Source organism: Ruegeria sp. BG5, from assembly GCF_056538425.1.
On record NZ_JBQFTC010000001.1, the window covers coordinates 1,128,621 to 1,141,465 of the forward strand.

11 protein-coding genes are annotated in these 12,845 nt (G+C 59.0%); 8 read left to right on the plus strand and 3 right to left on the minus strand.

Going from position 1 to position 12,845, the window contains the following annotated elements:
- Window positions 1-53: 53 nt before the first annotated feature.
- A complete protein-coding gene (locus ACR0KX_RS05110; protein ID WP_480707992.1) occupies window positions 54-1,028 on the plus strand; it encodes an arginase family protein in 975 nt (324 codons plus the stop codon).
- Here ACR0KX_RS05110 and ACR0KX_RS05115 read toward each other — a convergent pair.
- Window positions 1,025-1,993 carry an agmatinase gene (locus ACR0KX_RS05115; RefSeq protein ID WP_480707993.1) on the minus strand — a complete coding sequence of 323 codons (969 nt, stop codon included), beginning with the start codon at window positions 1,991-1,993 and terminating at the stop codon, window positions 1,025-1,027. The genes ACR0KX_RS05110 and ACR0KX_RS05115 overlap by 4 nt on opposite strands.
- A 69-nt stretch (window positions 1,994-2,062) precedes the next feature.
- Window positions 2,063-3,583, minus strand: a complete 1,521-nt coding sequence (locus tag ACR0KX_RS05120; protein WP_170517648.1) for a trimethylamine methyltransferase family protein — start codon at window positions 3,581-3,583, stop codon at window positions 2,063-2,065.
- 185 nt (window positions 3,584-3,768) lie between these two features.
- On the opposite strand from ACR0KX_RS05120, the gene ACR0KX_RS05125 reads away from it, so the two are divergent.
- From ACR0KX_RS05125 to ACR0KX_RS05135, 3 genes are all read left to right on the plus strand, one after another.
- Entirely contained in the window at window positions 3,769-6,204 is a 2,436-nt protein-coding gene (locus ACR0KX_RS05125) for a GcvT family protein (protein WP_170621553.1), read from the plus strand.
- 127 nt (window positions 6,205-6,331) lie between these two features.
- Complete coding sequence (locus ACR0KX_RS05130; RefSeq protein WP_170451653.1) at window positions 6,332-7,306, plus strand: LysR family transcriptional regulator; 975 nt, start codon at window positions 6,332-6,334, stop codon at window positions 7,304-7,306.
- Window positions 7,307-7,387: 81 nt separating this feature from the next.
- Window positions 7,388-8,368 carry a sterol desaturase family protein gene (locus ACR0KX_RS05135; RefSeq protein ID WP_170621554.1) on the plus strand — a complete coding sequence of 327 codons (981 nt, stop codon included), beginning with the start codon at window positions 7,388-7,390 and terminating at the stop codon, window positions 8,366-8,368.
- On the opposite strand, the gene ACR0KX_RS05140 is transcribed toward ACR0KX_RS05135, so the two are convergent.
- Window positions 8,355-9,386: a LacI family DNA-binding transcriptional regulator gene (locus ACR0KX_RS05140; protein WP_170621555.1), complete on the minus strand. Its 1,032-nt coding sequence runs from the start codon at window positions 9,384-9,386 to the stop codon at window positions 8,355-8,357. The genes ACR0KX_RS05135 and ACR0KX_RS05140 overlap by 14 nt on opposite strands.
- Before the next feature lie 135 nt (window positions 9,387-9,521).
- On the opposite strand from ACR0KX_RS05140, the gene ACR0KX_RS05145 reads away from it, so the two are divergent.
- The 4 genes from ACR0KX_RS05145 (at window position 9,522) to ACR0KX_RS05160 (ending at window position 12,841) form a co-directional block, all read left to right on the plus strand.
- A complete protein-coding gene (locus tag ACR0KX_RS05145) occupies window positions 9,522-9,707 on the plus strand; it encodes a hypothetical protein (RefSeq protein ID WP_170451648.1) in 186 nt (61 codons plus the stop codon).
- Between the two features lie 24 nt (window positions 9,708-9,731).
- Entirely contained in the window at window positions 9,732-10,877 is a 1,146-nt protein-coding gene (locus ACR0KX_RS05150; protein ID WP_170451646.1) for a TRAP transporter substrate-binding protein, read from the plus strand.
- Between the two features lie 111 nt (window positions 10,878-10,988).
- On the plus strand, window positions 10,989-11,501 hold the full coding sequence (locus ACR0KX_RS05155) for a TRAP transporter small permease (RefSeq protein WP_170451644.1): 513 nt from the start codon (window positions 10,989-10,991) through the stop codon (window positions 11,499-11,501).
- A gap of 11 nt (window positions 11,502-11,512) precedes the next feature.
- Window positions 11,513-12,841 carry a TRAP transporter large permease gene (locus tag ACR0KX_RS05160; RefSeq protein WP_170451642.1) on the plus strand — a complete coding sequence of 443 codons (1,329 nt, stop codon included), beginning with the start codon at window positions 11,513-11,515 and terminating at the stop codon, window positions 12,839-12,841.
- The last annotated feature ends 4 nt before the right edge of the window (window positions 12,842-12,845 follow it).

Genomic DNA, 12,845 nt, shown 5'->3' on the forward strand with positions numbered 1-12,845 from the left:
ATGCAAACGCCCCCGGTTCCCGCCGGGGGCGTTTTTCATTGAAGGAGAGCGGGATGGTAGATCGCTACGAACAATCCATGATGGATAATCTGTACTGGTGGGGTGTGCCGACCCTGTTTCGCTGCCCCAACACAGGACCCGAGGGGCAGGACATCGCCTTGGTCGGTGTACCGCATTCCACGGGTAACGGCACGACCGAGCGGGACCAGCATCTGGGTCCGCGCGCTTTGCGTCATGTTTCGGCTGTGCAGCGCAGGATTCATTCCCTGTTTCAGATCGACCCGTGGACCAGTGCGAAAATCGCGGATGTGGGCGACGTGCCCTTTCCCCGCGCCAATGACAACGAAGCCTGTATCGAGCAGATCACCAAGTTCTACAAAGATATCGATGCCGCCGGTGCGCGCCCGGTTTCCATTGGCGGCGATCACTCGATCACAGGCGGTATCGTTCAGGCGCTGGGCTGTGGCAAGCTTGCGGGGGGCGAGCCCGTAAGTTTCCTGCATCTCGACGCCCACACGGACGTGTTCACCAAGGTCGATCACTTCTTGGGTGCCAAGAAGTCGGCAGCACATTGGGGCGCGTATCTGGCTGATCAGGGGCAGGTTGATCCAAGCCGATCCATGCAAATCGGACTTAGGGGGCATCCGCGCAGTCTGGACTGGCTCCAGCCATCTTATGACTACGGTTATAACATCGTGACAATGCGCGAGTTTCGGCAGCGCGGCCTGGCCGACGTGGTGGCGCAATCGCGCGAGGTGCTGGGCGACCGTCCGGTCTATATCACCTTCGATCTGGATTGCCTTGACCCGACTGTTGCGCCTGCCGTCTCCAATCTGGAACCCGGCGAGAAAGGGTTCGATATTGATGAGGCTGTGGGCCTTTTGCACGCGGCGCGGGGATTAAACATTATTGGCGGGGATGTGGTCTGCATGATGCCGACCAAGGACAGCCCGAACAACATCACCGCGCTGACGGCTGCGGCGGTGATGTTCGAGATGATCTCGATGATTGCCGAAAACGTCAGCTAGCGCCGCGCATCCACGGCCTGTGCCAACACGCAGAGCAGTTCGAACATCAGTGAAATACCAAGCCATGCCGTGCCCCCGTTTGGATCGAACGGGGGGGCGACCTCGACCAGATCGGCGCCGACAAGGTTCACGCCGGACATCTGGCGAATGACCTGCTGCGCCTGAAAGCTGTTGGGTCCACCGATTTCAGGCGTACCTGTGCCGGGGGCGTAGGTCGGGTCGACAAAGTCGATGTCATAGGTGCAATAGGACGGGGTTGTGCCGACAATCTGTCGAACCTCGGCCATGACATCGTCGATGCCGCGGTCGAACAGTTCCTCGATGCGGATGATGCGAATGCCTTGCGCCTCGCCCCACTCGATATCCTCGGTATTGTAGGCGGTGCCGCGAATGCCGACCTGCACAAAGCGTTTGGGATCGACCAGACCCTCTTCGACGGCGCGGCGGAACGGGGTGCCGTGGGTGAATTTGTGGCCGCCGAAATAGGTGTCAAACAAGTCGGTATGGCTGTCGAATTGGATCAGACCCAGCGGACCGGACGTAGCAAGCGCGCGCAGCACGGGCAGGGTGGTCAGATGATCCCCGCCAGCGGTAAGCGGCGTAATGCCACCCGACACAAGACGACCGTAGAAGCTGGTCACGCGATCCAGAGTGTCGTCAATGTCGACCGGATTGGGCGCAACATCGCCCAGATCGGCGCAGTTCACCAAGGAAAATGGGCTGACGCCGGTCACCGGGTTCATGGCGCGGATCATGGTGGAATAGTCGCGCAATTGCCGGGGACCATGCCGCGCGCCGGGTCGGTTTGTGGTGCCACCGTCCCATGGGATGCCGACGAGTGCCAGATCGACGTCTTTGTATCGCTCATGCTCGGGTGTCAGGTTCGGCAGGCGCATGAAGGTTGGAACACCCGCAAAGCGGGCAAGGTCCATCGCCGATACCGGTTGAAAAAATGCGTCTGCCATGGTGTCCCCTGATCCGTGTCGGTGTGACCCTAATCGGCTGGCGGTGTGTCGCCAATCCATAGTTTGCGGTCAGTAGAGAATACGAAACCGCTTGCGAATCTCTGCATCCTGCTCGGGCGTCAGATAGGTGGGGTGATGTGTTTGCAAGGTCTCGATGGCTTGTTCGCGGGCGTTGGTCCAGGCGTCCTTTGCACCGTCCTCTTGCCACGTGCGCGGCTCGGTTCGATCTGCAAGGGCAGGGTAGAAATAGTCCCGCTCCATCGCTTCATAGGTGTGAGAGCTGCCGAGAAAGTGACCATCACCCAGAACCGACTGGCAGATCGCCTCGAAGCCCAGATTTTCCTCGGTCACTTCGATCCCCCTTAGCGCGCGATATGTGTGAGAGTGCATTTCGTTGTCCAGCACAAAGGCTTCAAAACTCGCACCCAATAGCGACGCGGTCATGCCCGAGCTTTCATAGATCAGGTTGCCGCCCGCCAAAGCCGCCGCCAGCGAGGTCATGCCCTTCTCAACCCCATATTGCGCGTCAATGGCCTTGGCGTCCGTCATCGAGGCCGCAACGCCCGAGGGCAGGCCCAGCCAGTTGATGATCTGGGCCGAGGCCGCGTTCAGGATGGCGGTCTCGCCACTGCCGCCCGCAAATGCCCCGGTCCGCAGATCCACGATGAAGGGCCAGTTGGAAAACACCATGGGAAAGCCGGGCTGGATCGTATTGACCATCACCAGACTGGCCAGTGTCTCGGCCAGCGATTGCGCCAGAAACCCGGCCAGCGTCGCAGGGGCTGTTGCGCCGGCCTGCGCGGCGGTGATGCAGGACATCGGGATGTTGTGCCGGACGCATTCATAAACCACGTCCACCGCATCTTCACCGTATCGCAACGGAGAAATTACGGGACTGATATGCGCCTTCAGAAACGGCCGTTCGGAAAATGCGCCGGGGCCACCTGCGGCAATGTCCAAAAGCGAGACAATAGGTGCGACATGCTCGGCCAGAGTGAACGATGTCGCGACGGGTTTTGTGGTGTTTTTGACCAGCGCGTAAGCGGTGTTCACGTCCAGATCCAAAACATCGGGTACATCTGTCGCGACGCAGCAACGGGTGAACCAGCTGACATTGGCCAGCGTGTCCTGCAGGCGGGTGAAATCATGCAGATCGGCAAGGGTTGAAGGGCGATAAACACCGCTCTCAAGGTCCAGCGTCTGAACCGCAGCCCCTCCGGTTCCGAAAAACACCCGATCGCCTCCGACTTCGATCGAGCGGGCCTCGTCCCGCCCATGCAGGGTGAAAGTTTTTGCCGCCGTGTTGATTGCACGTTCGACCATCGCGCGCGGGAACAAAACGCGGTCATGTTCAGCCTCCAACGCGCCTGCTGCCAGCAGGTCCTTGCGCAAACGATCCGGGACTTCGCCCATGCCAAGCGTTTCCAGCAGACGAAGCGCGGTGTCGAAGATCCGGGAAATCTCACCCTCGGTCAGCGGCTTGTAGAAACCACCAACCTGACCGGGCGCGCAGGGATCAACCTCGGGCTTGGCCGCGCGTTGGGCATGACGGGCCTTGCGACCGCTTCTTCTGTTTCCGTCCGATGCCATGCGCGGGGCGCTCCTCCGTCGTGTCTGGTCCCACCGTAAAACTCACATATCGCGGCCCGCAAAACCAGAAATCAGCCTTTCGAAATCTAAAACCACAGTTTCGATTTTTTCAAAGCAACAAAAGGCGCGTTGCTGAGAAGTCCTGTTTGTCCCCACCATCTGACCGACGCAGGAAGGAGCGCGCGATGAAGTCACGCACAAAGGTCGTTGTGATCGGAGGGGGGATCGCCGGGTGTTCCACCCTGTACCATCTGACGCAAGAGGGGTGGAGTGATGTGGTTCTGGTTGAACGGAACGAACTGACATCGGGCACCACATGGCACTCGGCCGCGCAAGTGACGAATTTCGGCATGAACCAGACGATGGTCGGGCTGAAATCCCACTCGATCCGGCTGTATAAAGAGCTGGCAGAAGACCCCGATTACCCGATCAACTACCACCACGGTGATGGCGGCATTCGGCTGGCCAATACCGAGGCGCAGATGCAGGGCTATCGCCATTTTGCCTCGATGGCGCGGGGGATGGATGTGCAGTTTGAGGTGATCGATGCCGAGGAATGCGCCCGCAGGCACCCTTTGATTTCCACGGATAACCTGATCGGCGGGCTATGGGACCCTTTGGATGGTGATATTGACCCGGCGCAACTGTGTCAGGCTTTGGCGCGACGCGCCCGGAAAGCAGGGGCCGAGGTTTATCGCAACACGCCCGTGATCGGATTGATCCAGCACAGCGACGACACCTGGACCGTTAAGACAGAACATGGTGATATCGACTGCGATATCGTCGTGAATGCCTGTGGCTATCGTGTGAACGAGGTTGGCGCGATGATAGGGGTGCATCATCCGGTTTCCTCGATGGAGCATCAGTATTTCCTGACCGAAGAGATCGCGGCCATTCGCGATGCCGGGCACCGAATGCCGCTGCTCAGATGTCCGATCAGCGACTATTATTGCCGTCAGGAAAAGAACGGATTGCTGGTGGGGTTTTACGAACAGGATTGCAAAACCTGGGGCATGGACGGGATCGACCCCAATTTCGTCAATGCTCTGTGCCCAAATGATCTGGACCGGGTGACGGACGTTCTGGAAGGGGCCTTTGCGCGGATGCCCGCCTTGATGGAGGTCGGTATTCATACGGTCGTCAATGGCCCGATCACCTACACCATAGACGGCGCGCCCTTAGTCGGGCCGATACCCGGCAAGCGCAACGCGTTCTGCATCATCGGGCTACGCGCCGGGTTGGGCGAGGGTGGTGGGCACGGTTGGCTGCTGGCCCAGCAGATCGTGCATGGTGAGGCGTGTTATGACACATGGTGCCTCGATCCGCGCCGGTTTACCGGGCACGCGAATGTCGAACTCACGGCGCTGAAGGCGATTGAGGACTATCAAAACGAATTCAGGTTTCATTTTCCGCATGAACACCGTCCTGCCGGTCGTCCAGCTAAGACCACGCCTCTGACCCCGGTTCTGGCTGCGGCTGGTGCCGAATTCACGGTGGTGAATGGGTGGGAACGTGTCGATTACATAAAACCCAGTTCTGAGTTTGAGCCGACGCTTGGCTTCGATTTTGACGAAACGTTCGACGTTGTCGCCGCAGAAGTGCAGAACATCCAGACAAATGTCGGACTGGCCGAGGTAAACGGGTTCAACCGGATCGAGATCACCGGCGCGGATCGCCATGCCTTTCTGGATCGCATGTTCTGCGGCACGGTGACGAAACGCGAGGGGCGGGTCGGGCTGGGTTATCTGCTGAACCATCACGGAATGATCAAAGGCGAAGCGACGGTTGCGAACCTGCCCGCCAGCGATCGCGGCCCTGCGCGGGTCTGGTACGGCTCGGCGGCGGCTAGCGAGTTTCATGATATGGACTGGCTGATCCGACATCTGCGCACGGACGAGGATGTGCATCTGAAAAGCCTGACCAATGACCAGACGATCCTTGTGCTGGCGGGCCCGAACGCGCGCGCGGTTCTGTCTGCCTGCGCGCGGGGCGATTGGTCGGCGGACGCCTTCCCCTGGCTTAGCGTGCGAGAGTGTTTCGTGGGCATCGCACCCGCGATGGTGATGAATATCAGTTTCTCGGGTGAACTGGCCTATGAGATTCACGTGCCCAACGCTTCGCTTTATGCCGCATACCTTGCCTTGCAACAGGCAGGTGCCGCGTTTGACATGCGCCTGTTCGGGGCGCGCGCGGTTGACTCGATGCGGATGGAGAAGGGATTTCTGCACTGGAAAGCCGACCTGATCACCGAATTTGATCCCTATGAGACGGGATTGGCCCGTTTTGTGAAACCGCACAAGGGTGAATTCATCGGGCGGGAGGCATTGGCCCAGCGACACGCCAAGGGGCCGTCGCGATGCCTTGTGCCCCTCGCGGTCAACGCCACCCACGCCCCGGCGCATGGAGGCGCGTCGGTAATGCAAGGGGACCGTGTGGTCGGGACGGTGACGTCGGGCGATTGGGGGCATCGGACGGGATTGAACCTGGCCTATGCCTTCGTCGATGCGCCCTTGGCCAGCGTCGATACCACGTTTGACATCGACATGTGCGGAACGCGGGCCGAGGCAAAGATCATCGCCCCGTCCCCCTATGATCCACAGTTCGAGCGGATGCGCAGCTAGGCGAAAACGGCCCGGTTTTTGGCCAACCGTGCTGCATTCGGTGGCCGAACTCCGAATTGAACATTGCCGATCCGACGATTCTCTGTTTCGATTTTACCGAAAGAAAGGGGCGGGAGGAGGCGCGCCTATGTCGAAATCGCTGAGCCTGCGCTGGCTGGAGGTGTTCCAGCTGATTGCCAAATCCGGGTCCATCCAACAGACGGCTTCGGAAACCGGGTTATCGATCAGCACTGTCTCGAACCATTTGCGTAGTCTGGAAACCGCGTTGGGGATTGATCTGGTCGACCACACCCGACGCCCCATGAGCCTGACCCCCGCCGGAGAGGTGTTCGCTCGATACGTACGCGAAGGTCTGACCGTGTTGAAACGGGGAGAGGCGGAAATCCGATCCGGCAACTGGCTGCATGCCACATCCCTGCGGTTGGCGCTGATCGACGATTTCGACAATCAGGTCGCGCCCGAGCTGTTTCGCTATCTCGCCCAAACCCTGCCGCGATGCAATTTCCGCCATTTCACCCGCCCCAGCCACGAAATCATCGCGAAACTGCAGGAACATAAGCTGGATGCAGGCGTCGCGACCCGGCCACCGGGCAAGACCGATGGGCTGGTCGAATACCCGCTGCTGCGGGATCCGTTCATTGTCATTCTGCCTAAATCCTTCGGTGGGTCGATTGAGGATGTGCTGAAACCCGACTCGGACCTGCCTTTCCTGCGCTATTCCCGCGATTATACCATCGGGAAACAGATCGAGATTCAGTTGACGCGCAGCAAGTACAACCTGCCCAACCGGTTTGAGCTGGAATGCAATCAATCCATCGTCGGGCTTGTGGCCGAAGGTAGCGGGTGGGCGGTGACCACGGCGGCCAGTTTTCGGCGCGCGCGGCGGTTTCATGACAGCATTAATGCACAGCCCTTCCCGGGCCGGAACTTTGTGCGCACCGTGTCCCTGTTCACCACGGATGTGTATCCAAGATCGACCTCTCTGCTGATCCACCGTGTTCTCGGTAAACTGATCCAAACCAATTATTGCGACCCCATCGGCGCAAAACACCGCTGGATGGAGAACGAGTTCAGAACCTTGCCCAGCGGGGCCGACGGTTAGCGCGGGCGTATCAAGCTAGTTCTTGGTGCAGGGCGTCGCTTCGTGCCACACTGATCGGGTCATCGCACCGGGATCGCGCTTATGTCTGACGCAAAGCTTAAAGGCTGGAACCACATGCCCGAGGTTCCGATACAGGTCTCGCCCTTTTTCACCTGGCCGCTCAGGCCGGTTCGGATGCTGCGCTGGGTCTGGGACTCTTGGCTGCTGATCTCGGAAAAGCTGATTATCCTGCTGATTTCCTGCGCCTGTTACCTGTGGCTCAGCCCATCCTTGGCAGAGACGACGCAGTTGCAGTTCGGTTGGATCGCGCAAATCTACGTTCGCAATCTGGTGCTGATCTTTTGCATCGCCGGGCTGCTGCACCTGTGGTTTTATAGGTATTCGGCCCAAGGCGATCGGCTGAAATACGACCCCCGGCCCCTGATGCTGAAGGGTAAACAGTTCACTCTGGGCGGTCAGGTGCGGGATAATATGTTCTGGACGCTCGGTTCCGGTGTATTTTTCTGGACCGCTTACGAAGTGCTGATGTTCTGGTCGATGGCAAACGGCTTTGTCCCGTATGTCAGTTGGGCTGCAAACCCGATCTGGTTTGTTGCTATCTTCCTGCTGATCCCACTATGGGAGAGCTTTTATTTCTACTGGATCCACCGGCTGATCCACATTCCGTTTCTGTATAAACACATCCATTCGGTCCATCACCGGAATATCAATGTGGGGCCGTGGTCCGGCCTGTCGATGCACCCGGCAGAGCATGCGATTTATCTGGGGTCCGTCCTGATCCATTTCGTCATCGGCGCGCATCCGCTGCATATTATCTTCCACCTGCAATACTACACGCTGACGGCGGTCACGACGCATACCGGGTTTCAGGGGCTGGTGATCAAAGACAAAAACCGGCTGGCGCTGGGCACGTTCCACCATCAGATGCATCACCGGTATTTCGAATGTAACTACGGCTCGCTCGAAATGCCGTGGGACAAATGGTTCGGCTCGTTCCACGATGGCACCGTCGAGGCGAACGAGAGGATGCAGAAAAGGCGCAAGACGATTACGGGGAAGTAGCTTGCGCTGGCCCCAGCGACTGGCGGGTGACGACGGTGGTGTCCAACCGCAGCGAAGTCCCGGTCGAGCGTGTTTTGATCATGTCAATAAGCTCGGCGGCGGCCTTGCGGCCCATCTCTCGATGGGGGACGTGCACGGTTGTCAGTGATGGGGTGATGATCCGTGCAAGCTCGATATCGTCAAACCCTGTAATGGAAACCTCATCCGGGATTGAGATACCCATTTTCTGCGCCTGCCGCACCGCACCAACGGCCAGCACGTCGTTGCCGCACAACACGGCGGTCGGACGCTGGGGCAGGGACATCAGCCGCCCGAAGGCGTCGGCGCCGTTTTCGATTTCATAAGTCGTCTCGATCACCGACAGAGAGGTCTCGGGCAGGCCATTTGCCCGCATCGCATCCCGTATCCCTTCGATTCTGAACCGCGCCCGGTCATTGCCTTTGGTAAGCGCGGATATGGCGGCAAGGCGCGTATGGCCCAGATTTATCACCTGTTCCGCCAAGGCCTGCATCGCCTGACGGTTGTCAAACCCGACCGACGGGGCGCTTTGGTTCGGGGCAAATGACCAGGCTACGACCACCGGAACTTTCTGCGTTTCCAGATAGTCGAAAATGCGCGGATCGCGGTCATGTCCGATCAGCAACAGCCCGTCCGCGCCGCGCGCGACAAGGGTGCGGATCTGTTCTTCCTCGGCTTCTGGCTGATAGGCGGAACTAGAGACCAGCAGGGTGTAGCCCTGGCTGTGAATTTCCTCCTGAAAGGCCTGTAACCCTCTGGCAAAGATCGCGTTTTCCATGGTTGGGATGATCGCGCCTATTGTGAATGAACGCTTGGCTGCCATGACACGCGCTGCGAAGTTCGGCGTATATCCAAGGTCTGAAACCGCCGTCATCACCCGGGCGCGGGTCGCTTCGACCACACGCTGCGGATTGTTCAGGCATCGCGACACCGTTGCCGTGGACACACCCGCCTTTTTGGCGACGTCATCCAGGGTTGGCGCGGAATGGGGTTTTGGCATCTTCAAACTCAGGTTTCGATTTCTCTTAACTCTACCCCGTTCCGCGGGCAGGGAAAAGCATCAATGTAAGCGCTTGCATTTGTGATGTAAGCGCTTACAAATGGAATTGGACCGATTCTATAGGGAGTCCCGGAAATGTTTCTTGCAGCCTCGATTGTCGTATTCGTCATCTACTTTGCGAATGTTGCGTTGGGTGCTTTCTCGAACGCAGCGTTTCTTGGGGATGTCGGAGAGATGTTGGTCCTGTTCGCGGCGTCGATCCTGTTCGTTGTCGCAATTCTGAAAAAGGAGGCCGACCGGGACACCGAAAACGGCGGCTGAATTTTTTGCTTGGGAGGGCAATTTATGAACAACGACAAGAACGAGCTGGCGTCCGCAGAACGTCGCAATTTTCTGAAACTCAGCGCCAGTGGGGCGTTCACGGCGGCGCTGGTCGCAGGGGCAGGCGGGGTGCTTTGGTCGTCCGAGGCCGCAGCGCAGACCGCCAAGGAAGAAAGCGAGCGGGAAAAGGCAGCCGATCATGTGATGACCATCGCAACGGCCTATGTGCTGGGCGCGTCGCGCAGCTATCCGATCATGCAGCTGGACCTGAAAGAAAACATCCAGAACGCCACCAATGGTAAGGTTTACGTGAAACTGGCGCCGGGTGGTCAGTTGGGTGCAGGTGGCTCGCTTGTGCAGAAGGTGCAGGGCGGAACCATTCAGGCCGCGCAGCACTCGCTGTCGAACTTTGCGCCGTTTGCTTCGACCGTCGACCTGATCAACATGCCGTATCTGTGTGGCTCGAACCAGCGGTTCACCAACCTGGTGCATTCCGACACCTGGAAAAACGAAGTGCATCCCAAGGTCGAGGCCGCGGGCTTCAAGGCGCTGTTCTATGTTGTCATCGATCCGCGCGTGGTTGCGGTCCGTCAGGGCGGCGATGCCGTTCTCACCCCGGGCGATATGAGCGGTATCAAGTTCCGCGTGCCGGGCTCGAAAATGCTGCAGCAGTATTACCGCATGGTCGGTGCCAACCCGACGCCGGTGGCATGGGGTGAGACCCCCTCGGCCATTAAACAGGGTGTGGCGGATGCGCTTGACCCGTCCGTGGGCGCGCTGTTTGTCTTTGGCTTCAAGGACATCCTCAGCCACGTGACCTTTACCCAGGCAGTGCCGGACAGTCAGGTCTATTCCTGTAACCTGGAATGGTTCAACTCGATGCCCGCCGATGTGCAGGAAGGCATCATGTGGGGCTCGGAAATGACCAGCCACCAGAATCTGTCCAAGGTGCCTTCTGCGCGCGCCTATGCCATGGCGGAACTGAACAAGGCGGGCGTGCAGTTCCACTCGCTCAGCGACGATCAACTGGCCGAATGGCAGGACGCAGGCGGCTATCAGAACGCCGACTGGGATCCGTTCAAGACCGAGCTGGCCGGGTCGATGGACAACTTCGAGAAGCTTGTCGAAGCGGCCGGTACGCAGGGCAAATACTACGTCCACGACGCATAATGCGATCTAGGCGGGTGCGCTGCGGCGCGCCCGTTTGCTCCACAATAAGCAGCATATTTAAGCGGTTAGCGTGACTGCCTTCTGAAGTGCTGCCAAGAATTGGGACCGGACATGACTGTACTTCAGAAAATAGACCGGGATGCCGAGCGCTGGCTGCTGCTGGTGTTCTACGTGATGCTGGTCATCACCATGGCAATCGAGGTGCTGCGGCGCGAGATTTTCGCCTATTCCTCGATCTGGGGCGAAGAGATCGTCCGGTATTCCTTTATCTACCTCGCCTGGATCGGGGCCGCGGCCGCGGTCAAAGAACGCGCGCACATCCGCATCGATGTGGTCATGCATTACCTGCCGCAGCGGCCCAAGGCACTGCTGTATATCTTCGGTGATCTGGTGATGTTCGTTGTGGCGGTTATCGCGCTCTACTGGTCCTACGAGGCGGTGCATGTCTCGGCCAAGTTCGGATCGGTAACGGATGGTTTGCGGGTCTCGAAGGTCTGGTTCCTGATGGCCGTTCCAACTGGATTTGCGCTGATGATCTGGCGCTTGATCCAATCCCTGATGCGCGATCTGAAATCCCTTCGCGACGGTACCCCCGTCTTCGAAGGCGACAAGCTGTTTGACTGAGGAGACCCGCAATGCTTTGGAATTCCCTCAATCAAACCGTTGAACTTGGCTGGGATTTTTACCTGCCCGTCATTCTGTTCGTTGGCCTGATCGCCATGGCCGTGCCCGTTTGGGCCGCCATTGGCACCGCCGCGATCGTCATGCTGGTCATGTCCGGCGACCTGCCGCTGAGCCTTGTGGGCGAAAGCCTGTTCACCGGCATCGACGCCTTCGCCCTGACCGCCGTGCCGCTGTTCATTCTGACCGGCGACGTGCTGGTCCGCACCGGGTTGTCGCGCAAGTTTCTTGACGTGGCCGAGGCGCTGACCTGTTTCGCCAAGGGCGGCTTCGGCTCGGCCACCGTGCTGGTCTGCGGCATGTTCGCGGCGATCTCGGGCTCGGACGCAGCGGGTGCTGCCGCCGTGGGCCGGATGACGATCAACCGTCTGGTCGAAAGCGGCTACCCGCGCCCCTATGCCTGTGCACTGGTTGCGGCGGGGGCCTGTACCGGCATCCTGATCCCGCCGTCGATCGCCTATATCATCATCGGGCTTGTGCTGGGCATATCCGCCTCGACCCTGTTTTTGGCCGCACTTATCCCCGGTCTGGCCATTCTGGTCTCGATCCTCATCACCAACATCATCATGAACCGTCTCTATGCCTATGAGGGCGGCGGCATGATGACGATGGGTGAGTGGCTGGCCAATCTGGGCAAGGCCCTGAAATCCGGCTGGTATGCTTTCATCGTGCCGGGCATCATCTTCTACGGAATCTTCTCGGGCCGTTTGACGCCGACCGAGGCAGGGGCGACCGCAGTTGTCGTCACCATTATCATGGGCTTCATCCTACGCACGCTGACGCTGGCTGATTTCCCATCGATGCTGGTCAGCTCAGCCAAGGTGAACGGGGTGATCCTGCCGATCATCGCCTTCTCGGCCCCGCTGGCCGAGGCGCTGGCGATCATGGGCGTGCCGCAGGGCTTTGTGACATCCGTGACCAACCTGACCGACGATCCCTACCTGCTGATCCTGCTGATGATCGGCATACTGATCGCCGCAGGCTGCGTGATGGAGACGACACCGAACATCGTGATCCTTGCGCCGATCCTGAAACCTCTGGCAGACAATATCGGCATGAACGAGATTCAGTTCTGCATCATGATGATCACTGCGCTTGGCGTGGGTTTCATCACCCCGCCGCTGGGTCTGAACCTGTTCGTTGTTTCGGGCATTACCGGAGAGTCGATCCTGAAAATCGCTGCTCGTGCTGTGCCCTTTGTACTGACCATGCTGATCGTGGTGATCCTGATCGCCTATGTACCAGCCGTTTCAACCACTTTGCTTCCTGCAATCTACCAATAGGATC

Bases quoted from the DNA above. Each gene is read 5' to 3' on its own strand.
- ACR0KX_RS05110 (WP_480707992.1), top strand. From the start codon at position 54: ATGGTAGATCGCTACGAACAATCCATGATGGATAATCTGTACTGGTGG.
- ACR0KX_RS05115 (WP_480707993.1), bottom strand. From the start codon at position 1,993: ATGGCAGACGCATTTTTTCAACCGGTATCGGCGATGGACCTTGCCCGC.
- ACR0KX_RS05120 (WP_170517648.1), bottom strand. From the start codon at position 3,583: ATGGCATCGGACGGAAACAGAAGAAGCGGTCGCAAGGCCCGTCATGCC.
- ACR0KX_RS05125 (WP_170621553.1), top strand. From the start codon at position 3,769: ATGAAGTCACGCACAAAGGTCGTTGTGATCGGAGGGGGGATCGCCGGG.
- ACR0KX_RS05130 (WP_170451653.1), top strand. From the start codon at position 6,332: ATGTCGAAATCGCTGAGCCTGCGCTGGCTGGAGGTGTTCCAGCTGATT.
- ACR0KX_RS05135 (WP_170621554.1), top strand. From the start codon at position 7,388: ATGTCTGACGCAAAGCTTAAAGGCTGGAACCACATGCCCGAGGTTCCG.
- ACR0KX_RS05140 (WP_170621555.1), bottom strand. From the start codon at position 9,386: ATGCCAAAACCCCATTCCGCGCCAACCCTGGATGACGTCGCCAAAAAG.
- ACR0KX_RS05145 (WP_170451648.1), top strand. From the start codon at position 9,522: ATGTTTCTTGCAGCCTCGATTGTCGTATTCGTCATCTACTTTGCGAAT.
- ACR0KX_RS05150 (WP_170451646.1), top strand. From the start codon at position 9,732: ATGAACAACGACAAGAACGAGCTGGCGTCCGCAGAACGTCGCAATTTT.
- ACR0KX_RS05155 (WP_170451644.1), top strand. From the start codon at position 10,989: ATGACTGTACTTCAGAAAATAGACCGGGATGCCGAGCGCTGGCTGCTG.
- ACR0KX_RS05160 (WP_170451642.1), top strand. From the start codon at position 11,513: ATGCTTTGGAATTCCCTCAATCAAACCGTTGAACTTGGCTGGGATTTT.